Raw genomic sequence first — 24,031 nt, 5'->3', positions numbered from 1 at the left:
TTATTTTCCCGCCTGAATACCTGCCGGTATGCCCTGGTCAACTCCGGCATCGATACATACGATTTTCGGACGTCCCCCTTCTATCGAGGCCGCAGGCAGGTTGGAGTTGGACGTACAGGCCTGCCCGTCAGGCAGAAAGATAAAGTCGCGCATGAAGGCCACCCGCGTCGGGCTCGGATAACTCACAAAACTCTCGCTCTGTGGATCAAAGCGGAACCAGCGATCCGACAGATTCGCCGTGATCCAGATCTCGCCGGTTTTCGGATGGACGTTCAGAGCATACGGAGTCTCATACTGGTCGGGTGCGAGCGTCGGCAGGCGATACTCTTTCTCGAATTTGCGTTCTTTCGTATTAAAGGTCATCAGATAACCCTCCTCAAACGAAGGAATCCAGAGCACCCCTTTTTGATCAAAGCGCAATCTGCGCGGCCCCCGACGAGCAGACTCAAACTCTTCGACCGCAAGCGTATCGGCATCGACCCTTCCGATGATGCCTGCATAGAGCTTCGAATACCAGATCGAGCCGTCGACGGGATCGATATCGATGCCATAGGGCAGATTGAGAACGTTATGCCCCTCGCCGCTTGTTTTGTGATGCGAAAGCGTTATATAGAGGTCTCTTTTCCCGAACCAGCTCGAAACCTTGAGAATGGTCGGAAGCATGGCGTCAGAGAGCCACCGCCAGAAGCCGTTCGACGGAAGATCGATGATCTTCATCTCTTTCGTCTGCGGGTCCAGTCGTCCGATCTGATTGGAAAGGGCGAACGTGAACCAGAGAATGCCCTTCTTGTCGAAACGCAGCGTATGCGGATAAATCGTATCGCCGCCCGTCGGCAGAAATTCGAACTGCTCGGTGGACGGATCGTAGATGCAGATCTCAGCCGAAAGCGAGCATGTCATATACATCTTACCGTCGGGACCTTCGACGATGCTGTGCGGACCGTGATAGGCGGCAAACGTACCGAGCGGAGCCACACCGCCGGAAAAGAGTCCGCCAAGCGGAAGATCGTTCGGAGGCATCTGTTTGAAGTCAATCTGATTCGTTTTCGGATTCAGAATCCATAGACGATCCGAGCCCATGTCTACCCCATAGATCAATCCGTCACGGCCGAGCTCGATGTCGTGTACGTACGAAGATCCGTCGCCGAACGACCATTCGCGCACGCTTGCCTTTGAGAGCTGAGGCGATACGTCGGGTGTCAGCACGGTCTTCACGGGCTCTTCGCGAAACGAAGAGGCAAGCACCTTGCGAAAGACGCGCTCGTTCTCCCACGTTAACACGGAGCCGTAGCCCTGCATGCGTGTGATGACTGACTCCCAGGTATCTTCATCGCGAGCACGACGGGTCGTCGCATTGCCGATCTGATGACAGAACTGGCACTGGCTGACGAAATCCTTCTGCATCTTTTCGTCATCCCACTGCAGCGTCACAACGTGAGCGCTTGCCGGCAGATCCTGCGAGTACAGCGCCTCGCTTGCATGATGCTGCATGCGAAAATGCACGGCAGGAGCGGCATTCGCAACGGCATCGGCGAATCCGTAGGCCCGCGCCCGCATCGTCGCCCTGCCCTCGATCACCGACTGCAGACGGAAGTTACCCGAAGCGTCCGTATAGACGGATTCGCTGTAACCATCAGCATTGGTGATGGTTACGGTTGCTCCGGCGATGGCAGTGCCTTTATCGCTTTTCACGCTACCCGTTATGGTGCGCGCCTCAAGAGCTGTGACCGAAGCGATCAAAACGAGGAACGCTAAGGCCTTTATTCTGTTTTTCATCTGTGAACCTCTTCTTTGAAGCCATTTTAAACATGACTTCCATTATTTTTTATCAATTGGATAACGATCAAGGGAGTGCAGCATGCCGCTGTGCATGTCGTCGATCATCTGCGCGCAAAACTTCTGAACGTTCGATTCGACCTCGTGCAGAAGCTGAGAGTTTATGAGAGCGACAAGGCCTGTCGTTTCGCACCAGAAACGCTCGGTCAGGTAACGAATACGCGGGGTGGGAAGAGCCCGGTATTCGCCGATGACCGATGCGACCAGGCCGAACACCCTCAGGCCCGACTCGAGATCGACAAGGGCAACGGATTCAAACTCCGTTCCGACCATATCTCTGTATTTTGGAACGCTCCGATTCACGAACATCAGGTCAAAGTATTCGGCATTCTCAAAACCGAATCGCACGTAGGCAGTGATCAAAGCCTTCAGGCGATCTGCAGGGGATTTTTTTCGGGCGATAGCTGCGTTCAATCGTTCATGCAGGCGCTCAAATCCGCTGGCGCGCACGGCATAATAGAGCTCGTCTCGATTTCGAAAGTAGTTATAGATCGTCGTCGCCGTCACATCAAGCCGGGCGGCAAGGCGACGCATCGTCAGTCCCTTCAGGCCGTCCGCCTCGATCAGACCGAGGGCCGCTTCGAGGATTCTGCCTCGAAAATCGGCGACCTGCTCTTCGGTTTTTGCCTTGCGGGCCATACACGAAGAGCATTAAAATAACACCGTTATTTTAACAAGCAGAATTCTGAGCTCTCGCTGGAATGGCATGGAAGGGGGATGCGGAGAATCAGCGGAAACAGATCCGGTGTTAATAGTGCAGAACAGCGAATACCAACGGAATGACCGGTCGCAAGAAGTAAGGACATAATAAAACTATCTTCACATAATTTTTGTCCCAATAAGATTATTATGTCGCCCAACCTCTCACTGGCAGCTTAGGGAAAATGTAACCTTACAAACAGCCCATTTCCGCAGCTCGCCGCAGCTGCTGCCCGCTGCGGCTCGTGGATTCGCTCTTACGCCTCCAGGCTTTTTGCAAAGCGCAGGATCTGATCTTCTTCGAAGTGCTTGCCCGTCACCTGCATGCCGATGGGCAGACCGGCCGCATCTTCGCCGTAGGGGATGTTCAGCGACGGAACTCCGCCCAGGTTAACGGCGATGGTCAGCAGGTCGCTTTTATACATGGCGATCGGATTATCGGCCTTCTCGCCGATCTTGAAGGCGGTGGACGGCGATGTCGGCTGCAGTATCAGATCGACGCCCGAGAAGAACTGACGGTATTCGTCGCGGATCATCTTGCGGGCCTTCTCGGCCTGATGATAATAGGCGTCATAATAGCCCGACGAAAGAACGTAGGTGCCAAGAAGGATGCGTCGCTTCACCTCCGGACCAAAGCCCTCGGTGCGCGAGCGCACATAGAGATCGATGAGGTTCTTCGCCTCTTTTGCGCGAACGCCATAGCGGATGCCGTCAAAGCGGGCGAGGTTACTCGATGCCTCGGCGGTGGCGAGAATGTAGTAAATTGGAATCGAATATTCCCAGAGCTTGCTCTTAATCGGAACGATCGTCGCTCCGCGAGACTTCAGCTCGTCGGCAAGTTTCGCGCAGGCCTTCACGACGTCGGCGTCAAAGCCCTCTTCGCCCGCATCGGGGATCTGAACGCCGATCTTCAGCTTCTTCCACTCGGCTGCAGTGAAGGCCTTCGGCGCTGCTGCGACGGGCTGCTCGTTACTCAGCGGATGCGAGGTCGAATCGGCGACGTCATGCCCGTTCAGAACGGACATAAGCAGCGCCGTATCGTCGGCCGTCCGCGCGAAAGGACCGATCTGGTCCAGCGACGAGGCGAACGCCACAAGGCCATAACGCGAAACGCGACCATAAGTCGGTTTGAGACCGTAGATGCCGCAGAAGGCGGCAGGCTGGCGGATCGAACCACCCGTATCAGAACCAAGCGACAGCGGAACGACGCCGGCAGCGACAGAGGCCGCCGAGCCGCCCGACGATCCGCCCGGAACGCGCTCCGGATCGTGCGGATTGCGGGTAACGCCAAAGGCGGAGTTCTCGGTCGAAGAACCCATGGCGAATTCATCGAGATTCGTGCGTCCGAAAAGAACGGCGCCTGCCTCTTTCAGCTTATGTATAACGGTGGCCGAATACGGCGAACGGTAGTTCTCAAGGAATTTCGAGGCGCACGTTACCTGTTCGCCGTCTTCGCAGATGTTATCTTTAATCGAGACGGGGATGCCTTCAAGAGGGCCGGCCTTTCCCGCCTTGCGTCGTGCATCGCTCTCTTTTGCCTGCTTGAGGATGCGCTCTTCGTCGAGAGAGAGAAAGATATGCAGCGATTCGACCGACTTCGCATGTGCGAGAGCCTGCTTTGCAAGTTCCTCGGCCGTGTATTCTCCCTTTTTCAGAGATTCGAGATGTTCGACGGCGCTGCGTCCGAGAGTTCCTTTGGGTTGATAGCGATTCATCAGTTATACCGTTCTTCGGGTTAGTCTTTTCGTGCTGTCATGACTTGAGATTCAGCCGACAGGCTTCATAGTATGGCTTCAGGGAATGGCGACAGTTACCACAGGGCTCAGCCCTCAGATTCGATGACGCCGGGAACGACAAAGTGACCGGATTCCCAGTCAGGGGCGATACCGGCGATCTTCGCCGCATCCAGAGCCGGCTTCGACGTATCAGTGCGCACGACGCTTCGCGTATCTTCGGCGGCATATTCGTCGCTGACGGCGCTTGTATCGAGGCTACCGATATGATGCACGTATTCGACGATCCGGTCGAAGTCCTTTCTCAGATTCTTCAGGCTTTCATCCTCGGGATCAAGGCGGGCAAGCAGGCACAGCTCTCGGAATTCTTCGTCCTTCATAATAGAGAACGATCTCTGATTCGGGCGGGTGCGGTCAATTTATAATTCCGATGGCCTGCCGGAGCGGCGCTTTTTCACCGATCGGTATTGCCGATAGGGCGTATCTGCCCGATATCTAAAGGGTGAGCCCGGCTGCCGTCATAGGATCGCTTCTTTTTCTCTTTCTGGCCCTGCTTGTCATGGCCATTGCCGTCTCGCTCTATGACGTGCCTCAGCCGGCGCGCAAACAACCGGCTCGCAAGACGACTCCGGCCGAAAGAACGCCGCGTCAGGAAATCCGACCTGTTGTTCTGAATCGTGCGGAAAGGATGGAGCTTATAGAGAGCACAAGAAACATGGTCGTTACGCATCCGGCCGGCGTCGCCCGACTGGTGCGGAACTGGATTTCTGATGGATCCTGAAAAACGGCCCTCGCTGCTTGCCGACATACGACTCATTTTCGCGACGATTCTGACCGACCCCGGCTCATCGCTTGCCTACGGCGCCGATGCGCTCATCGCCGTTACGATCGTTCTCTTCCCCATTTCGTATGAGCTGGGGATAACGGCGACGCTGCTCGGAGCGGGCACGATCATGATCGTCTACCTCATCGCCCTGCTCGTCTACGATCTGATGGTGCGTCATCATACGCACGACATCTTCGGCGGAGGCGCCTACGTCTCGGCCTATCTCACGTCGCTGAAGATCCGGCATCATCCGCGCCTCAAGCGTTTAATGGCGAACATCGGCAAGCTTGGCACCTCTTCGCTCCTGGCCGACTTCCCCGCCACGCAGGCCATCTCTGTGATTGCCGGAGTGGAGGCGCTCTCGCTTATACCGGTCGAACAGCGCCTGCAATTCGCCTTCGGGTTCGTTCTCTTTCTATCTATTATTCAGAAGTGGGGGCTGGGCAGCCTTTCGCGCTTCATGATCTGGCCCATCGTTCTTTTCTATGTGACGAACCTCGGCATCAACCTCGTTGGAGTGTTCGAGATTCTGCGCGAAGGCTTTGAGGCGCCGACGATCACGGGGGAGATGCGCGACATCAACATCGAGCATGCCCTTATTCCCGTTCTTGCCATGGGTATCGCGAACGGCGTGACGATCATCACCGGCGTCGAGGTCGGTTACAGCTCGATCAATATACCGCATCATAAAGGCAAGGCCATTCGCATCTCGATGGCTTTACTATTTGGAATCGTCTCGGTTACGTACATTCTGCAGATCATCAACTTTATAGGCCTCGGCATAGCGTACGATTCGCATATTCCCGTGCCTCTGCAGATCGCCCTTCATTTAGGCGGAGAACAGCTCGCCCTCGCCTTCGGTTTTCTCACGGCAATGATTCTGCTTCTTGCCGCGCAGACGGCGCAGTCGGATTTTCCGCTGGAGCTTCTGCGAGCCTCAAGAAGCCGTTTTTTTCCACGTGGACTCGGCGACATGGCCTGGAAGAAAACGTCGACGCTTTTCAACATCGACGGACATAACGGCGTGTATAACCCGAGAGCGGTCGTGTTACTCGGCATCCTCTCCCTGGGCATTCTCACCTTCTTTCCCGATTCGCATCAGATCGAAGGCATGTACGGCCTGGCCGTCGTGCTCGCCATGAACATCACGATCTTCAGTTTTCTTACGCGGCAGGTGCGAGCCGGCAGATTCTCGCTGCTAACGTGGATCGCCTTCATCGTGATGCATGCGATGCTATGGAACATCCTGTATAATAAGTTCTTCGAGGGTGCGTGGTTTATACTCGTTCTGATGCTCGTTTATTATCTCGTATTCAGGTTTTCAGAATCCCTCTACCAGAAGTGGGAGGAGAAGCTGCGCCTTGTTCCGCTTGAGCTCGGGCTCTGGTATCCGGCCTTTTCTGATCTTCCGATCGACGATCGACACATCGTTCTTGTATCGAAGTTTCATCCCGGCGTGATCCACTTTCTAAAACAGTATACAAAAAGCGGACGTATTCCGCTTGTCGTACATTTCCATACCGACGCCGAAGAATCCGTTCCGCGGCATCTGCCCGATTGGTTCAAATTCATTTCCGTCCCGCCAGAACAGGATACGATCACGGCCATTACCCGTTACATTCGCTCGCGACGGCCCGATCGCGTGCACCTGATACCGCTGCTTGTCGAAGGCCCGAGATCGCTGACCAATCTCTTCTTTGGCAACTCCATCCAGCGGCTCATCTATGCGCTTTCCAAGCACGCAGATCTACAGGTGGAATACAACAAAGAGCGTATCTCTTTCACGCGCAAAGAGCTGCTACAGAGCATGAATCCTTTTACGTGAGATTAACGCCGTCGCTTTTTGAAAAAGCATAGCAGAGCTTTTGTTTTTCCTGAGAACAGCCTCTATGGATCCGTCAGAATCGGCGGTCATCCGATGACACTTACTCTAAGCACGAGGAGCCAGATTACTATGAAACAGCAACCCCGCATCGTCGATCTTCCGTCACGAACGCTTCTGGGAATCAAGATGACAACCTCACTTGCAAAAAATGATACTCCTGCCCTCTGGCAGAGTTTCCTGTCTCGAAGAAAGCAAATCACAGGCGTGCTCAGCTCCGATCTTTATTCGGCGGCCGAATATCCGGCCGATCTGCTCGCTTCCCCTTGAACTCGCCGCCGCGAAAACCTCCCCCGCTGGCTATTTGCGCATGTTTCTGGTAGCCCCTCATTACTTTTATTACTTTTTCTCCGAAGCGGCGTTTCGAATATGGCCTCTCTGTCAGGAAAAGAAATCCCATGCTCAAACTCTTCAACACTCTCAGCCAGAAAAAAGAGGAGTTCCGTCCCGCCGATCCGAACCGGGTGACGATCTACAACTGCGGGCCGACCGTTTACAATTTCAATCATATCGGCAACTTTCGATCCTACGTTGCCGTCGATCAGCTGCGCCGCTATCTGAAGTTTCGCGGCTACACCGTCGACCATACGAGCAACATCACCGACATCGACGACAAGATCATCGACAACGCCCTTGCGAAAGGGCAAACGATCGAGCAGTTCGTCGGTCCTTACATCGAGGCCTTTCTCGAAGATCTGAAAACGCTGTCGATCGAGCCTGTCGAACATCGTCCGCGAGCGACTCGCTATATAGACTCGATGCTTCAGATGATGAAGGATCTTGAAACAAACGGACACACCTACGTTCTCGACGGCAGCGTCTATTACCGCATCTCAAGCTTTCGCGATTACGGACGCCTGTCAAAGATCGAGGCCGAGAATCTTGTCTCGGCCGCCGGCGGACGCTTTGATGCCGACGAATATACGAAAGAAGACGTGCGTGACTTCGCCCTCTGGAAGAAGCCGACGCGAGCTAACGAGCCGGCATGGGAATCTCCGTACGGGCAAGGTCGACCCGGATGGCATCTTGAATGCTCGGCGATGATTCACAGCATCTACGGCCATGACGGTATCGATATTCATGCCGGCGGTATCGATCTCGTCTTTCCGCATCACGAGAACGAGATCGCTCAGAGCTGCGGAGCGCATCCGGGCGAGAATTTCGTACGCACCTGGTTTCATAACGAACATCTTCTCGTCGAAGGCAAGAAGATGTCGAAGTCCCTGGGTAACTTTTATACCCTTCGCGACCTGACGACCGAAGACGGAGCAAACCAGCTCATCCAGGAGGGCCGTGCGCCGGAGTGGCTCATCGAGCTTGTGAAATCGGGCGAGATTGCACGCTGCATCCGCTATGTGCTCCTTGCGACGAACTATCGCATGAAGCTGAACTTCACCTTCGCGCAGATTCAGTCGGCGCGTTCTTCGATCGAACGCATGCAGAAGGCCGTCGATCGCCTGATCCAGGCCACCGGTCTTTCAGAACAAGAGATCAAGACGCTGTATAACGAGCGCAGAGGCGATCGTCCGGGGCACGGCGGAGCAAAGCTTGCGCCGCATTCAAAAGAGGCCGCTCAGAGCATTCACGAATTCATCGAGGCCATGGACGACGATCTGAATATCTCGAAGGCCCTTGCGGCAGCATTCGAGATGTTGCCGAGAGCGAACACCGCTCTGGATCGCGAAGCGGCGAAAGAAGAGCTGACCGATTTCCTGATCGTCCTTTATGGTATGGATTCCGTATTCGGGCTTCTGCGCTTTCACGAAGAGGCGAAGTCGGCAAGCCTGTCGGCCGACGAGATCGAAGGCTGGATCGAGAAGCGAAACGATGCACGCAAGCGAAAGGACTTCGCCGAGGCCGATCGCATTCGCGACGAGCTGCTTGCAAAAGGCATCGTTATCAAAGATACGCCGAAGGGCACGACATGGGAGCCGGCCTGACGCCGAGCATGCGGAAACGATCACGATGAAACGTATTTACGGAAGACGACCCGTCGAAGAATTCTTTCGCAGCAAGCCCGATCCGTCGGCTGTGCGGCGTATCTATGTATCTACCTCTCTGCCGAAGAAGTTCATGGCCATCCTTCTGCCTTTCATGAAAGGTATGAAGGATCGCATCGAAGAGCGGCCGCGAGCCGAACTCGATAAGATCTGCGACGGCAACCATCAGGGCATCGTCGTCGAGGTCACCGATGCAGGCGCTCTGGCCTCCGTTCAGGCGGCCGGCGGTCTGCGAAGGCCTGATCCGGCGCGGACGATTCGCGAGGCGCTTGAGAATCATCCCGGCCTTTATGTATTAACCGACCGCGTTCAGGATGCGCAGAATCTCGGCTCGCTAATTCGTAGCGCTGAGGCGCTCGGAGCGATGGCCCTCATCGTTACCGGAAAAGGCGTGCGACCGAACGAGGTGTCGGATCGCATCTCAGCCGGCGGTTCGCAGCATCTGCCCGTATTTATCATGGCTAATCCCGATGGACTTCTTCGCGACGCCATGGACCGTCAATACTGGGTGCTGGCCGCCGCCGGACGTCCTGACGACGAACATCAATCCGGAGCGGAGTCGCTTGCCGCCGAGCCCGAAGAGAAATACGGATCGGACTATGCGCTTGAAATCGATATCAACGATGATGATGAAGACGATGACGACGATGAAGAGCAAGAAGATCGCGCCGGAAGCGATGAGGACGGCAGAGCTGGCCAGGATGAACTTGCCGGACGTCGCGCAAAACGCTCGAACGAAACGATCCTCGCCGAATTTGGAAGAGGCCGCGCAAAGCAGATCAGCATGGCGAAGGGCAAGGGTTCCGGGCCCGTTTATCTCTGGACCGACGAGGTCGACGAGTTACCCGAGAACGGCCGTTACATCCTCATGATAGGCCACGAAGGCGAAGGGCTCAAGCGTTCGCTGATCGAACGCTCGGACTACGTCATCAGCATTCCGATGCACGGCCGGCTGAGCTCGCTTAACGCGGCCGTCGCCGGCGCCATCCTTATCGAGCGGATACTTTCCGTTCGGCCTCCGCTACGGTATGACTGAGCAGCATGGCGATCGTCATCGGACCGACTCCACCCGGAACGGGCGTGATAAACGAAGACTTCGGATAACACGATTCATAATCGGCGTCGCCTACGTTGCCTTCGTTATAGCCGGCGTCCACAAGCACGACGCCTTCTTTCAGCCAATCCCCTTTGATGAAGTTCGGCTTACCGACGCAGGCGAAAACGAGGTCGCCTTCGCGCACGACGTCGGGCAGATTCGTCGTTCTTGAATGGCAGACCGTTACGGTGGCGTTCGCCTCAAGCAGAAGAGCGGCCAGCGGACGACCGAGGATGGCCGAACGTCCGACGACGACGGCTCGCTTGCCCTGAAGCGGAATGTTATACTCGGCAAGCAGCCTCATGATACCGGCAGGCGTACACGATGCATAGGCGGGCAATCCGAAGCTGATGCGACCGAAGCCGACTGTGGTCACGCCGTCGACGTCCTTCTCGGGCAGAATGCGATCAAAGCAGAGGCGTTCGTCGATCTGCGACGGAACAGGATGTTGAAGCAGGATGCCGTCGATCGTATCATCGGCGTTCAGTTCGTCGATGACGGCAAGCAGCTGTTCGGTCGTCGTCGTGTCGGGCAGCTCGACCTTCTTTGAGTCCATCTCGCACGATTCGCAGGCCTTGCCTTTCATCTTCACGTAGGTGGCCGATGCCGGATCGGCGCCGACAAGAATGGTGGCAAGCACGGGCCGCTTGCCCTTTTCCTTTTGAAGTTTTATGGAACGATCTTTCAGTTCACCGCGGATCTTTGCGGCCAGGGTCTTTCCATCAAGGAGTACGGGATTCGTCTGAGAGGTCATAGTGAGGCTCGATTCTAAGAGTGCTGTTGCCAGTTTGTGTACGGGCGACGGCTCCGCAAAGGTTTTACGATTCCCTTTCGGGAAAAATGCAATGACCTTGCGAGCCGTCCGCTTTGCAGATACCGTCCTTACCTGCGTTAGCCTTTCAATTCCGGATCTTCTTCGTCGATGTTGCCCGACCACAACCAGCGCCGCGTTTCTTTCACAACGACGCCCGAGAGCAGCAGTAATGCGAGAAGGTTCGGGATGGCCATAAGCGCATTGGCCGTGTCGGCAAAATTCCAGACGACATGCATCTCGGTTACAGCTCCAAGAAAAACGACCGCAACCCAGATAATGCGAAACGGAATCAGCGATTTCACGCCGGCCAGATATTCAAGGGCGCGCTCGCCATAATACGACCATCCGATGATGGTGCTGAAAACGAAAAGCAGAAGGCAGATCGTGAGAACGATCGGACCGACCGGTCCCAGCTGTTCGAATGCCATCGCCGTGAGCGGCGCCCCTTTCTGGCCGGACTGCCACACTCCGGTGTTTACAAGCACAAGGCCTGTAAGGGCGCAGATGACGACCGTATCCCAGAACGTTCCCGTCGAAGAAACGAGGGCCTGACGAACGGGGTTTCGCGTCTTTGCCGCCGCGGCGACGATCGGGGCGCTTCCCATACCCGATTCGTTCGAGAAAAGGCCGCGAGCAATACCAAAGCGGATGGCCTCACGAAGACCTGCGCCCAGGAAGCCGCCGACGGCCGCCTGGCCCGAAAAGGCAGATTCAAAGATCAGCTGTATGGTCGCCGGCAGCGTCTGCCATCCCATAATCAGTAACAGAACGGTCGCCGCCATATAGATGACGGCCATCAAAGGAACAAGCGCCTCGCAAACGCCGGCGATGCGACGCAGGCCGCCAAGAATCACAAGGGCGGTAAGAATCGCAAGAACGGCTCCCGTTATAAAAGGAGAAACGCCCGCATTGTCGTGAAGCAGATCTGATATGGAATGGGCCTGCACCATATTGCCGATGCCAAACGAGGCGATGACGGTGAGTACGGCGAAGAGAACGCCGGCCCATCTCATCTTCAGGCCTTTCTCCAGAACGAACATCGGACCACCGACGATATTGCCGTTCTCGTCGATCTCCCGATAGCGAATCGAGAGCAGCGCCTCTGCATACTTCGTAGCGATACCGAACACTCCCGTTAGCCACATCCAGAGCACGGCGCCCGGGCCGCCAAGACCGACGGCCGTTGCCACGCCGACGATATTGCCCGTGCCCACCGTCGCCGCAAGAGCCGTGGCCAGAGCGCCGGCCTGGCTCACATCGCCCGTCCCTGTGTCTTTCTTCATAGAGATGCGGATGCCGAGCGGTATAAAACGCTGAATGAAGCGCAGACGAAAGGTGAGGAAGATGTGCGTGCCGAAGAGAAGGGCCAGCATCAGGGGCCCCCAGACGATATCGTTCAGCGCGCCGATGCCTTCGTCGATGGCAGTGAGAACGGTCGCTAGAACGGCCATCGGCGGCATCTGTGAAAAGAGAATGACATTCAGATTCATGAGCGGTTTTGTAGGAATGGCGTCCCTGCTGTAAAGCCTTTCCTCCTGATCCTTGCTTTTTTTTAGTTTCTCGTATACCTGGTCCTTCGAAATCTGTCCTGTGGTATCTGCGCCTTTCTCCAGTGAATCATCCGATCCTCTTTTTGATTTTCAGCTAACCGTCATTAAAGAAGAAAGCGCCAGTTATCTCAGTCTGATGCCCGGACCGACGCTGCCTGAGGCGGCCCGACGCTATCTTGAAGAGTATCTTCAGCAAACGCGAAAATACCGCAATATAGGAACAGACGATCAGATTCGCTTCAGCCTTTATCAACCTGTGATGAATTCAGAAGCGGGCCGCCGATCACTCTACATGCGATTGCGCCGCAAGTTTGCGAAAGAGCGTCTTCCGCAGGCGGCGACGATCGGCGTCACAAAGGCATGCCAGTGCCGGTGTGCCCATTGCAGCGCCGATTATCACATGGCATCTGCCAATAAAAACCTCAGCGACGCGCAGCTGCAACAGGCCGTAAAAGAAGCCGTCGAACTGGGCGTCACCAACATCATCTTACTTGGAGGCGAGCCGCTTCTACGCCGCGGCCTGGAAAGCATCATCGAAGCGGTCGATGATCGAGCGCAGGCGGTCATGTTCACAAACGGCGAATATCTGACGGCAGGACGTTGCCGGTCCCTTGTCGCCGCCGGGTTAAGCGGAGTCTTTGTTTCGCTTGATTCTCCCGAAGCAGGCGAGCACGACGCGCTGCGAAAGCGCCCGGGGCTTTTTCATAAACTTGCCGAGGGAATTGCCAATGCGAAAGAGGCCGGCCTTGCCGTCGCCGTATCGTCGTATCTTACGACGGAGCGGGTGCAGGATGGCGTATTCGAGCGCACGATGGAACTCGCCCGCGAATGGCAGGCGAACGAGGTGACGTTCTTCGACGCGATTCCCGTCGGACGCATGTCGTCGGATTGCTGCACCTTTCTCGATATGCCGACACGCCGAATGATCGATTCGTTAACCAGGGCCTACCGGGCCCGCCCGGAGTATCCGGCGGTGACGCCGCAGAGTATTCTCACATCTGAAATCGGAAGCAGCTTCTGCTTCGCGGCGAATACGCAGTTCTATCTGTCGAGCACGGGCGATATGTGTCCGTGCGACTTCACCCCGCTGACGATCGGACGTTATCCGGACGAGAGCATCGATACTCTATGGAAGCGCATGATCGCGACGCCGCAGTATCGCCGCCGATCGAAGGTCTGTCGCATGCAGGATCCGGAGTTTCGCAGGGCGACGATTGAGCGCATCCCCGCCGACGCCGCATTGCCGTATCCGATCGAAGCGCTCTGAACGACGCCCTTCTGTCTTTCGCGCTTTACAGCGCGAGCCCGCCCCGATCTCTGTGTTCGTGACTCTGCCCGTTTCTCAATTCGTTCGCCTGTTATCCATCCTTGCCGTCTTAACCATCCATGCGACCTATACGGCGCAGATGAACTATCGAACCCCTGAAACGGCCGGCATGACCGACTTCATCGGCGTGCTTTTGAATCAGCTTTCGCGTTTCGCCGTTCCCGTTTTCGTTTTTCTTTCGGGCTATGGGCTGGCCATACGCTTTCGCGACGGACAGAGTCTTTACGCTTCGGCTGCGGATTTCTATAAGAACCGGATGATGCGCATCGGCATCCCCTTTGTCGTCTGGACGATCGGCCTGCTTCTGCTGAACAATCGCATGGGATGGTTTGCCGATCTCGGCCTCGCCGGCTCTCTCTGGAAAAGCGTGAAGACGCTTCTGTGGACGATGTGGGCGACGGGAGCGGATTATCATTTCTATTTTTTCACGATCATCCTGTGGTGTTATCTATTCTTCCCTTTTCTTATCAGGATTCGCCTCGGTTCCGCTCTTAACTATACGGTGCTGGCCCTGCTTCTGCTCTTACAGCTCAGCTATCAGACGCCGTCGCATCTTTTCTTTCATGAGATGGGAATCGATCGACCGAGATTCCCCTCCTCTTTCTTCATCTCCTGGCTTTTCTATTTCTACGCCGGAATCACCCTGGCCCGCAAAGACGCCTCTACCGAGAGGGTCGATCGTCCGCTTATGATCGTGCTGGCCGCCCTTGCCGTGACGCTCAGCTTCGCCGCCGTTTTCGCCGAGTATCTGTATCGTAACGACGGACAGGATCCTGGCAACTTCGATCATTTTCACCGCTATACGATCTGGTGCTATGCGATGTCTGTGGTCTGGCTTTTCAGATCACTGAACGGGCCTCTTGATTCTTTATTGCATGGTTCCGTTGCATCTGGCGGTTCTGGCGGAACAATCGGATCGACGATTTCTTATCTGGCCGGCATCTCCTTTACCGTCTATATCATCCACACGTGGATACTGCGGGTGCTGGCCGATCTGCCGCTTTTTCTAAAGCTGGGGCTGCTGTTTGCGCTGGCATTCGGCGCCGCCGCAGCCCTCGATCGCCTGCTGTCCCGGCGTGATGCCGGCATCGTCCGATTCCTGCGTCTGGCGCTCGGTCTGCCGGCGTAAAGCTACGACAGATTCTTTACGGGAAGTCAGAATCCGCCCTATTCTCAAAGATTGCTCCGGCTCATGCCGCTTGATTCCGGGCCAACTTCTGAGAGAACCCGGGATTCTGGATCAGAAGAAAAATGTTTGCCAGAGAGCATGTTTCATGCTCATCTCGTTGAGATAATCTCTCTCGTCCCGAACCTAAGGGCGAGTTTTGGGGCCGGCTCTTAAATGCAGGCCCATCGGCTGACCGATAATAGTAACAGCATCGCCAGAGGCGAAAACAGGATTGCAGCATGAATCTTTTCAAAAACTGGACATTACAGGCCCGTATCATATCGTTCACGGCCCTGCTTATCCTGCTGGTTACAGGCATCGTCACAGCACTGTCCATCATAAAACTTGAGACAAGCTACGTAGCCGATCATGTTGAAAAGGCCAGATCCTTGACCATCCTGGCCGAAGGCGTACGCGAGCGAACCTCGAGAATCTACTGGAACGAGAAGGACCGCGAAGGCAGTATCGCTCTTCTTAAAGACGACTGGGAGAAGCATGTCAAAACCGTCGTGCCTATTCTTTCTGCGATTCAGGTCATGGAGATGCAGGCAAAGGATCTCGGCATCGAGTTTCGCGTTCCGAAAGAATATCCGCGCAATCCCGACAACAAGCCTGATGCGAAACAGCTTGAAATCCTTAAAAAATTGCAGAGCGAAGATCTTATCGAGCACTATTACATAGATACCGACCGTAACGAGGTTAAATACTATCGAGCCATCCGGCTTTCGGCCGAGTGCCTGAACTGTCACGGAGATCCGCGCGATTCGGAACGCATCTGGGGGCGTGACGACGGCAAAGACATCACCGGCGCTAAAATGGAGGGCTGGAAAGAAGGCGAGGTTCACGGAGCCTTCGAACTCACCATGCCGCTCGGCGAGCTACAGGCCATGAAACAGGAGATGATCATTCAGGATGTCGGCATCGGCCTCGCCCTCTTTATCGGTTCGATGATCGCGATCACGATTCTGTTCCGACTCGTCGTGAAGCAACCTATCAGCGCTCTGAACGGCGTCATCGAAAGGCTATCGGGCGGAGACTTCACCGTCATATCAGAGATCGATACCGACAGCATTCGAAAAGATGAGATCGGCTCCATACTCAGAAATGTCGTAGCACTAAGTGAAAAGCTCAGCCTCACTCTCGAACAGGTCCGCTCCAACGCTGACGGCCTTTTCCAGGCCTCCCGCGAGGTTTCCAACGCCGCACAGGAGTTAAGCGAATCAACGAGCGAACAGGCGGCTAACCTTGAAGAGACGACGGCATCGCTCGAACAGATCTCAAGCATCATCGATCAAAACGCCGAACATGCGGCTGAAACGCGCAAGATGGCCGTCACGACGGCCGGCGAGGCCACCGAAGGCGGACAGGCCGTCGACGAAACGGTCGGCGCCATGAAAGTCATCGCCGAGAAGATCGCCATCATCGAAGAGATCGCCTATCAGACGAACCTGCTTGCCCTGAACGCCGCCATCGAGGCGGCCCGAGCCGGCGAACACGGTCGCGGCTTCGCCGTAGTCGCCGGCGAGGTGAGAAAGTTAGCCGAACGCAGTCAGCTTGCAGCCCAGGAGATCTCGGCTCTTGCAGGCAGCAGCGTCAAGCTGTCTGAGAACGCAGGCTCGCGCATCAACGCCATCCTGCCGGGCATTCAAAAGACGGCGGACCTGATTCAGGAGATCGCCGTCGCCTCGCAGCAGCAGATGGACGGCATCCAGCAGATCAATCAGGCGATGGCGCAGATCGATGAAGTGACGCAGAAGAACGCATCAAGCTCCGAAGAGCTTGCGGCGACGGCAGAAGAGCTTTCATCGCAGGCCGAAGGCCTCATGCAGGCCGTCGCTTTCTTCAGATTGCAGGCGTCGAAGATGGAGCGGCAGCGAAAGAACGGCGCCCCGCAAACGAAATCCGAGACGGACAGACCGACGGATGCGTCGGGTCATTACATGAAATTCTGATATGACGGAGAGGCAGAGCCTCCCACTTAAAAGAGGATAACGCATGGCAAAGAGGATTCTTATCGTCGACGATTCGGCAAGCATACGGCAGCTTGTAAGTATCAGCCTGAAGGCGGCCGGTTACGAAACTGAGACCGCAGAGAACGGAAAGCAGGCGCTTGCAAAGCTGTCGACCGGCAAATTTAATCTAATTATCTGCGACGTTAACATGCCCGAGATGAACGGACTGGAATTCCTGACCGCCATCAAAAACGATCCGCAGTATGAAGAGGCGCGGTTTATTCCCGTCATCATGCTGACGACGGAATCAAGCGAAGATATGAAGATGAAGGGCCAGATGCAGGGAGCAAAGGCCTGGATCGTAAAACCTTTCGCTCCGGAACTGATGCTTAAGGCAGTGAGTAAACTCTGTCCGGAATAAGCCTATGAAGCTGCGACGTAGAGAAACGGATGAGCTCGTCCTTCTTCAGCCCGAAGGGGCACTGGATCTGCTCTCGCTCGAATCCGTGCGATCTGCCCTTCTCGATTCTTTTGATCGAGCTGCTGAGGGCAAGAAGCCGGTATGCGTCGACCTTTCTCGCGTTACGGAATTTGACACGCCTGCGCTGCAGCTTTTTCTCAGCGCCAAGCAGAGCGCGAAGAAGCGCAACCTCAAGCTGCGACTTGTGAACCATACGGAGCCCGTTTTAAAGAACATCACGCTGCTCGGCGCGGTCTCTCTTCTTGCAGATCCGGTGAAGATCCGCAGCGAAGATAAATCTAAGTACGTGTTGAAATATGGCCTCAGCCGGGTTGAAAACAATGCAGATTGATCCCTCGCTGCTACAGACCTATCGCGAAGAATCGTCAGAGCTGCTCGAACGTCTTGAGGCGGACCTGCTTCAGCTTGAGAAAGGAGGCGACGTCGCCGAAATCCTGAACTCCGTATTCCGCAGCGTGCATACGCTTAAAGGAACGTCGGCTATGTTCGGATTTCCCGCTACCGGCGCCTTTGCCCATGATTTAGAGACCTTTCTCGACGAACTTCGCAGAGGCGCCATCTCGCTTGACAACGCTCTGACCGAAATACTCCTGCAATGCCGCGATCATATCGCCTCTCTGTTGCAATCCGAAGAGGCATCCGACGAAGCGGCGCTCATGCGACTCAGGGCGTCCGGTCCGCAACTGTTAACCCAGCTGGTCGCCTACATGCCGGGCTTTCAACCGACACACTGCCTGCCGCCGACCGATCAACCGGCGCCAAACTCAGGCCAGATGCGACGCTGGAAGCTGACGCTGCGCTTTGAAGAGGATCTGTTTCGTTATGGATTTGATCCCTACTCTTTCATCCATTACTTGCGCAAGTCGGGCGAGTTTGAGCTCGTCAGGCCTCTCATCGATCGACTTCCCGATCTCGAAGAGTTGAACGCACAGAAATGTTACACCGGATTCGAGATCATACTGAACTCCGAAGCGAGCGAAGAAGAAATCCTCGACGCCTTTGATTTTATACGTGACAGTTCCAAGATTGAGTTAACCGCTCTGGAGAATCCGGCCGTTCCGCATATCGCCGCCTCACCGGCTCAAGCAGAGTCGTCGACGCCTGCCCTGACCGGTACGGACGAGAAGACCGAGCGACGCAGCTCCATTCGCGTCGATTCCGAGAAGCTGGATCGTCTCGTTAACCTGATCGGTGAACTCGTCGTTCAGGGCTCCAATGCCCGGCTTCGCTCAGGAGAAAACGACGGAGCCGGCATGGCTGAAACGGTGGAATCGCTGACGCGCATCATCGACGATCTGCGCGAGACCGCCCTCGATTTACGCATGGTGCCCATCGGCGAGACCTTTCGCCGTTTTGATCGACTCGTTCGTGATCTTCAGACGAAGACCGGTCGCCGGGTACGACTCTTCTATGAAGGCGGCGAAACGGAGCTCGATAAAAACGTCATTGAACGTATCTTTGATCCTCTTGTACACCTCGTTCGCAACGCCATGGATCATGGCATTCGCAGCGCCGAAGAACGCAGTGCAGCCGGTAAACCCGAGACCGGCACGATTCGCCTGAGCGCCGGTCACCGCCACGGACAGATCTACGTCGAAATCAGCGACGACGGCGAAGGACTGAATACCGAGCGCATCTTACAGAAGGCCATCGAGCGCGGCCTTGCGCGATCCGACGTCGCCTACAGCGACGACGAGATCCATCGCTTCATCTTTCTTCCAGGCTTTTCGACCGCTTCAAGCGTTACCGATATCTCGGGCCGCGGTGTGGGAATGGACGTCGTTCTTCGCGAGGTGCAATCCCTGCGCGGATCGGTCGAGATAGAATCCCGTAAAGGCGAAGGCACGACGTTCCGGCTGCTATTGCCTTTAACGCTGGCCATCATCGACGGATTTCTTGTGCGAGCCGGATCGGCCTTTTTCGTGCTGCCGCTTGATCTTGTCGAAGAATGCGTCGACCTCGAACATGCCATAGACGAAGGCAGTCGTTTTATCTCCCTTCGTAACGAGGCCGTTCCTTTTTTTGATCTGAATATCGGCCAGAGCGACGCGGAGCACGATGCATCGACGCGACTCTCGCTGGTCGTCGTCCGCAGTGGAAGCGACAGGATAGCGTTAGCCGTCGACGCCATTCTCGGCGAGCTACAGACGGTCATCAAGCCGCTCGGTCGACTCTTCCAGAAGCATCCCTGGTTTTCAGGCGCGACGTTACTCGGCGACGGACGTCCGGCCTGTATTCTGAACGTCAGAGGGCTCGTCGAATGGCTTGAAAGACGACAGAGCCGCAGAGGCGAGTTACAGAGGACTCTATGAACGAGATACAGACGAACCTGGAAAATTCAGAAGACAGGCAGTTCCTCGTCTTCTCGGCCGGACAGGAGACGTTCGGAATCGACCTGCTTCACGTGCGAGAAATCCTCGAGCCGCGCAACATGTCGGCCGTTCCTCTGACGCCGCAGTTTGTGCGAGGTATCCTGAACCTGCGCGGAGAGGTGATTCCCGTCATCGATCTATCGCAGCGCTTCTGGAACCGACCACCCGACAGTCGTCGACGACCGGTCATCATCATAATCGAAGAGCAAAGTGAGAGCGGGCCGGTCGCGCTCGGCCTCTATGTTGAAGGCGTGAACGAGGTGCTGACCATTCATCCTTCGAAAATCGAAGCGGCTCCGTCGTTCGGCGCCTCCGTTCGCACGGATTTCATCGAAGGACTCGCTCCGACGATTGAAGGCCATTTTCTCATCATTCTCAAGCTTGCCTCCGTGCTCGACCTGAATGAGTTATCCGAATGGATGGTGAAAGAGACCGAGAATGCGTCCGCCTGAAACGGAGACTCCTGAATTCTACATCGAGATCTTCCTTGATCCTGGAGAATTCTTCTGGGCCGATGAAGAGACGCGCATAAAGACCATCCTCGGATCGTGCGTCGCCATCTGCATGTGGCATCCGCAGAAGAAGATCGGCGGCATGAGCCATTCCCTTTTATCTGAAAAGAAACACAGAGGCACCGACCTCGATGCCCGCTATGTGCTCGACGCCGTGCAGATGTTCGAGCAGGCCATCGACCGCGCGAAGACCTTTCGCTCTGATTACGTAGTCAAGCTGTTCGGCGGGTCAACGACGATGGAAAAGCAACCGCTCATGCGCGAAAGGTACCTGGCGGGAACGTCGACGGGACAGACGAACGCTCAATTCGCCCGTAAATTGCTGCTCGATCGAGGATTTCACATCGAGAGCGAGCATACGGGCGACGTCGGTTATCGCAACCTGATCTTTGATATGTGGAGCGGAAACGCATGGCTACGCCACATCAAACCCGAAACTGAGAAAGGGAAAACATGAATCGCCCCATCACTGTATTCATCGTAGACGATTCTGCCGTCGTACGGCAGGTCTTCTCGGACTTCTTAAAAAGCCAGCCCGATATTCGTGTGCTTGGATCGGCCTCGAATCCCATCATCGCTCGCAAGATGATGCAGAAGCAGTGGCCTGACGTAATCCTCCTTGATATCGAAATGCCTCAGATGAACGGGCTTGAATTTTTACGGCTGCTTTCGCAGGAACATCCGACTGCCGTCGTCATCTGCTCTACGTTAACCGAAAAGAACGCTCCCGAAACGATGGAAGCCTTTCGACTTGGAGCCGTCGAGGTATTGCTCAAGCCGGGCCGCCTTGTTGACGGTCTGGAGCAGGCATGCGCCGAAACGCTGCTTGACGCCGTCCGTTCTGCTGCGAAAAGCCGCACCCGTGTCGTTCAACGCGCCAGCGAGTGGTTTCAGAATTCCATGCATACAACGGAACGGCCCACCGCTAACGATAAGAAGGAGCTGCAGAGTCGATACGCCCTGCCCCCGGACTTCGCCCCTGCATGGGTGGCCGTCGGCGCATCCACCGGCGGGCCTCAGGCCATCGAGCTTTTACTGAAAGGAGTCGCCGACTGTCCGCCTACGTTCATAGTGCAGCATATGCCCGAGCGATATACGGCCGCCTTCGCCTCACGACTGAATCAGCATTCGCCGCTTGATATTGCCGAGGCTCGCGACGGCGAAGAGATGCGGCGAGGCATGGTGCGTATCGCCCCCGGCAACCTGCATCTCCAGGGTGAATACAGAACGGGCAGATTGCGCGCGAAGATTTCGGATGGCCCGCGCGTCAACCGGCATAAACCCGCCGTCGACGTTCTCTTTCATTCGCTTGCGCGATCCGATGCGCGCGGGCTGGCCATTCTGCTCACAGGCATGGGGTCGGACGGAGCGGCCGGCATGGCCGAACTGCATCAGCGCAATCATCTGACGATTGCGCAGGATCGCGAAAGCAGCGTCGTTTATGGCATGCCTTTCGAGGCGCTCAAGCGGCAGGCCGTTACCATGGTTCTTCCTTTAACTTCAATTGCCGACCTCTACTGGCGCCTGAGTTGATAGTGTCTGAAAAGGCCGCAGGCACTATCAGATCGGGTAAGGGATTTTTTTTCTGATTGAATAAAAAAAAGATTGTTTGCTGCCACAATCAAGATTCCCCTTCATACAATGCTCTCCTTGATTCGCCACAAGCACCACATCCGACACCGGCGTTTAATTCTCTTCTGTAGCTCTTTCGCCCTGCTCTTCCTGACATCATTCTCTCTGGCCGCGGAGCCATTTCCGCTTACCGAAAAGCTAAAGGGCATTCAGGGCGGGATCTTCCTTTCTTACGTTGAAGATCCGCAGGGACAGCTAACGATCGACCAAATTGAGAAGGGAATCGACGCGAACGGAAAATCCCTCGAATGGAAACAGAGCGAGAAGGACGTTCCCGGCTTCGGCTTCACGAACTCCACCTACTGGTTTCGCTGGAATGCGACGAATCCGCTCGGCAGGGCCCTGAAATACTACGTCGAATTGAGTTACCCCGTCGTAGATGATGTCGTTCTTTATTCACGCCGGGCCGACGGCACGCTGTATGAACGAGCGTCGGGCGACCTTCTTCCCTTTCACGAAAGAGACCTTGATTACAGAAATCCGGTATTCATTCTCGAGCAGTCGCCCGGCCAGAGCGCCTATTATCTGAAAGTGCGGACGTCGAGCACCTTCATCGTGCCGCTTGTATTCTGGACGCCCGAAGAATTCATCGAGAACGCCATCCGCGAAGACATCATTCTCGGCCTCTTCTACGGAACGATGGCCGTCATGCTCCTGTATAACCTGTTTATCTTCGCTTCAGTTCGCGACATCAGCTATTTCTACTATGTGGGCTATATCCTCTTCTGGACGCTCTTTTTGATCACGTTTAATGGCCTGGGATTTCAGTATTTCTGGCCGAATGCCGTATGGTGGGCGAATAACTGTCTCAATCTTTTCGCCTTCACGACGCTTGCTTTCATGCAGCTTTTCGCCATTTCGTTTTTGAACGCTAAAAAGAACACGCCGTACCTTCATCGCGCCCTCACCGTCATGCTCGGTCTTTCGCTCATCGGTGTCGTCGCATCGGTCATCATTCCTTACCGGATCGGCATACGCCTTGTCAGCGTGCATGCCATCGTCACCGTTCTCGTTATCCTCTCGACGGGCGTGCGAGCTCAAATTCGCGGCTACAAACCGGCGCGGTATTTCCTGCTCGCATGGACGTTGATGCTTCTCGGTCTGCTCGTTCTGACCCTGCGCAACTTCGCCGTGCTTCCCGATAACCTGTTCACACGCTGGAGCTCGCAGTTCGGTTCGGCGCTTGAAGTGGTCTTTCTCGCCCTCGGTCTCGCCGACCGTATCAACGTTCTCAAATCGGAGCGCATCCGTATGGAACGCGAGGCTTATGAAACGAAGCTGCGTCTGCTTGACGCCTTTGCCCGCTTTGTGCCGAACCAGTTTCTCGACATCCTCGGGAAGTCCAGCGTAGAGGAGATTCAAACGGGCGACTCGACAGAAAGGCGTATGGCCGTTCTCTTTACAGACATCCGAAACTTCACTGCAATCTCAGAGAAGATGAACTCGGCCGACAACTTTCGCTTCCTGAATTCTTATTTAAAGAAGATGGGCCCGGTCATCCTGAATAACCGCGGCTTCATCGACAAATTTATCGGCGACGCCATCATGGCCCTCTTTCCCGGCGATCCGGTCGACGCCATTCACTGCGCTATCGAGATGCGCGCAAAACTGAAAGAGTTTAACGAGATGCGAGCGGCGAAGGGCTATGCTCCGATCGATATGGGTATCGGCATCCACTACGGCAGCGTCATGCTCGGTACGGTCGGTTCTGACGTCCGCCTCGAAACGACGGTCATCGGCGACACGGTCAATCTCTCGTCCCGCCTCGAAAGCCTGACAAAGGTCTATCGATCAAGCATCCTCATCTCTGGTGACCTGTATAACGAGGTGCGGGATCAGATCACGTATCGCGTCCGTGAGATCGACCGCGTGCTCGTGCGCGGACGCAGCACCGTTTCAGAGATCTACGAAATCTACGAGACCGATACGCCCGAGACGATCGAAACGAAAGATGCGAACCAGGAACTCTTCCGTCGCGCCTATGAGCTCTATCGCACCGGGGACTTCAACGCCTCCCTGCAATGCTTTCGCGAGTATCAGGCCCTGTGCCCCGACGATTCCGTCGTCTCTGTCTATATACAGCGCTGCCTGAAGCTGGCCGACCGCAACCCCCGCGGCTGGAAGGGCGTGGTGCGTCTGCGGGATTGAGGT

Annotated in this window: 21 protein-coding genes; 15 read left to right on the top strand and 6 right to left on the bottom strand. The window is 55.6% G+C overall.

Annotated elements, in window-relative coordinates; all coding sequences use genetic code 11:
- From LEPIL_RS05575 to gatC, 4 genes are all read right to left on the bottom strand, one after another.
- Nucleotides 1–1,776 (bottom strand): carboxypeptidase regulatory-like domain-containing protein, encoded by a 1,776-nt coding sequence (locus tag LEPIL_RS05575; RefSeq protein WP_002770766.1) that lies wholly within the window; start codon nucleotides 1,774–1,776, stop codon nucleotides 1–3.
- Between the two features lie 42 nt (nucleotides 1,777–1,818).
- Nucleotides 1,819–2,475, bottom strand: a complete 657-nt coding sequence (locus LEPIL_RS21695) for a TetR/AcrR family transcriptional regulator (protein ID WP_002770765.1) — start codon at nucleotides 2,473–2,475, stop codon at nucleotides 1,819–1,821.
- 317 nt (nucleotides 2,476–2,792) lie between these two features.
- Nucleotides 2,793–4,250 (bottom strand): Asp-tRNA(Asn)/Glu-tRNA(Gln) amidotransferase subunit GatA, encoded by a 1,458-nt coding sequence (gene gatA / locus LEPIL_RS05565; RefSeq protein ID WP_002770764.1) that lies wholly within the window; start codon nucleotides 4,248–4,250, stop codon nucleotides 2,793–2,795.
- Nucleotides 4,251–4,357: 107 nt separating this feature from the next.
- Nucleotides 4,358–4,648, bottom strand: a complete 291-nt coding sequence (gene gatC / locus LEPIL_RS05560) for an Asp-tRNA(Asn)/Glu-tRNA(Gln) amidotransferase subunit GatC (protein ID WP_002770763.1) — start codon at nucleotides 4,646–4,648, stop codon at nucleotides 4,358–4,360.
- Nucleotides 4,649–4,770: 122 nt separating this feature from the next.
- On the opposite strand from gatC, the gene LEPIL_RS05555 reads away from it, so the two are divergent.
- The 5 genes from LEPIL_RS05555 to LEPIL_RS05535 all read left to right on the top strand — a co-directional run bounded on the left by LEPIL_RS05555 (nucleotide 4,771) and on the right by LEPIL_RS05535 (nucleotide 10,012).
- Entirely contained in the window at nucleotides 4,771–5,049 is a 279-nt protein-coding gene (locus LEPIL_RS05555) for a hypothetical protein (RefSeq protein WP_002770762.1), read from the top strand.
- Entirely contained in the window at nucleotides 5,039–6,919 is a 1,881-nt protein-coding gene (locus LEPIL_RS05550; protein ID WP_002770761.1) for a KUP/HAK/KT family potassium transporter, read from the top strand. Before LEPIL_RS05555 ends, LEPIL_RS05550 begins: the two co-directional genes overlap by 11 nt.
- A gap of 129 nt (nucleotides 6,920–7,048) precedes the next feature.
- Nucleotides 7,049–7,246, top strand: coding sequence for a GyrI-like domain-containing protein (locus LEPIL_RS05545; protein WP_002770757.1), 198 nt, complete (start codon nucleotides 7,049–7,051; stop codon nucleotides 7,244–7,246).
- A 128-nt stretch (nucleotides 7,247–7,374) separates the two neighbouring features.
- Nucleotides 7,375–8,916, top strand: coding sequence for a cysteine--tRNA ligase (gene cysS / locus LEPIL_RS05540; RefSeq protein WP_002770755.1), 1,542 nt, complete (start codon nucleotides 7,375–7,377; stop codon nucleotides 8,914–8,916).
- 25 nt (nucleotides 8,917–8,941) lie between these two features.
- The gene (locus tag LEPIL_RS05535; RefSeq protein ID WP_002770753.1) at nucleotides 8,942–10,012 is read left to right on the top strand and encodes a TrmH family RNA methyltransferase; all 1,071 of its coding nucleotides are present in this window, start codon (nucleotides 8,942–8,944) and stop codon (nucleotides 10,010–10,012) included.
- On the opposite strand, the gene LEPIL_RS05530 is transcribed toward LEPIL_RS05535, so the two are convergent.
- Together LEPIL_RS05530 and LEPIL_RS05525 are read right to left on the bottom strand one after the other, a co-directional pair.
- A complete protein-coding gene (locus LEPIL_RS05530; RefSeq protein ID WP_002770752.1) occupies nucleotides 9,966–10,826 on the bottom strand; it encodes a bifunctional 5,10-methylenetetrahydrofolate dehydrogenase/5,10-methenyltetrahydrofolate cyclohydrolase in 861 nt (286 codons plus the stop codon). The genes LEPIL_RS05535 and LEPIL_RS05530 overlap by 47 nt on opposite strands.
- Before the next feature lie 137 nt (nucleotides 10,827–10,963).
- Nucleotides 10,964–12,376: an alanine/glycine:cation symporter family protein gene (locus LEPIL_RS05525; RefSeq protein ID WP_002770750.1), complete on the bottom strand. Its 1,413-nt coding sequence runs from the start codon at nucleotides 12,374–12,376 to the stop codon at nucleotides 10,964–10,966.
- Nucleotides 12,377–12,476: 100 nt separating this feature from the next.
- Here LEPIL_RS05525 and LEPIL_RS21690 point away from each other — a divergent pair, with 100 nt between their 5' ends.
- The 10 genes from LEPIL_RS21690 (at nucleotide 12,477) to LEPIL_RS05475 (ending at nucleotide 24,028) form a co-directional block, all read left to right on the top strand.
- Nucleotides 12,477–13,703 (top strand): radical SAM/SPASM domain-containing protein, encoded by a 1,227-nt coding sequence (locus LEPIL_RS21690; RefSeq protein ID WP_002770748.1) that lies wholly within the window; start codon nucleotides 12,477–12,479, stop codon nucleotides 13,701–13,703.
- Between the two features lie 58 nt (nucleotides 13,704–13,761).
- Nucleotides 13,762–14,892: an acyltransferase gene (locus LEPIL_RS05515; RefSeq protein WP_157135029.1), complete on the top strand. Its 1,131-nt coding sequence runs from the start codon at nucleotides 13,762–13,764 to the stop codon at nucleotides 14,890–14,892.
- Nucleotides 14,893–15,170: 278 nt separating this feature from the next.
- Entirely contained in the window at nucleotides 15,171–16,883 is a 1,713-nt protein-coding gene (locus LEPIL_RS21685; RefSeq protein ID WP_002770745.1) for a methyl-accepting chemotaxis protein, read from the top strand.
- Between the two features lie 43 nt (nucleotides 16,884–16,926).
- A complete protein-coding gene (locus LEPIL_RS05505; protein ID WP_002770744.1) occupies nucleotides 16,927–17,304 on the top strand; it encodes a response regulator in 378 nt (125 codons plus the stop codon).
- Between the two features lie 4 nt (nucleotides 17,305–17,308).
- Nucleotides 17,309–17,695 carry an STAS domain-containing protein gene (locus LEPIL_RS21680; protein ID WP_002770743.1) on the top strand — a complete coding sequence of 129 codons (387 nt, stop codon included), beginning with the start codon at nucleotides 17,309–17,311 and terminating at the stop codon, nucleotides 17,693–17,695.
- Nucleotides 17,685–19,676, top strand: a complete 1,992-nt coding sequence (locus LEPIL_RS05495; protein WP_040918337.1) for a chemotaxis protein CheA — start codon at nucleotides 17,685–17,687, stop codon at nucleotides 19,674–19,676. Before LEPIL_RS21680 ends, LEPIL_RS05495 begins: the two co-directional genes overlap by 11 nt.
- Complete coding sequence (locus LEPIL_RS05490; RefSeq protein WP_002770741.1) at nucleotides 19,673–20,188, top strand: chemotaxis protein CheW; 516 nt, start codon at nucleotides 19,673–19,675, stop codon at nucleotides 20,186–20,188. The genes LEPIL_RS05495 and LEPIL_RS05490 overlap by 4 nt, the downstream gene beginning before the upstream one ends.
- Nucleotides 20,175–20,705: a chemotaxis protein CheD gene (locus LEPIL_RS05485; protein ID WP_002770740.1), complete on the top strand. Its 531-nt coding sequence runs from the start codon at nucleotides 20,175–20,177 to the stop codon at nucleotides 20,703–20,705. Before LEPIL_RS05490 ends, LEPIL_RS05485 begins: the two co-directional genes overlap by 14 nt.
- Nucleotides 20,702–21,781 (top strand): protein-glutamate methylesterase/protein-glutamine glutaminase, encoded by a 1,080-nt coding sequence (locus LEPIL_RS05480; RefSeq protein WP_002770739.1) that lies wholly within the window; start codon nucleotides 20,702–20,704, stop codon nucleotides 21,779–21,781. The genes LEPIL_RS05485 and LEPIL_RS05480 overlap by 4 nt, the downstream gene beginning before the upstream one ends.
- Before the next feature lie 108 nt (nucleotides 21,782–21,889).
- Entirely contained in the window at nucleotides 21,890–24,028 is a 2,139-nt protein-coding gene (locus tag LEPIL_RS05475; protein WP_002770737.1) for a 7TM diverse intracellular signaling domain-containing protein, read from the top strand.
- The last annotated feature ends 3 nt before the right edge of the window (nucleotides 24,029–24,031 follow it).

Source organism: Leptonema illini DSM 21528 (genome assembly GCF_000243335.1).
Taxonomy (GTDB): domain Bacteria; phylum Spirochaetota; class Leptospiria; order Leptospirales; family Leptonemataceae; genus Leptonema; species Leptonema illini.
This window is presented reverse-complemented; position numbering and strand designations above follow the sequence as displayed.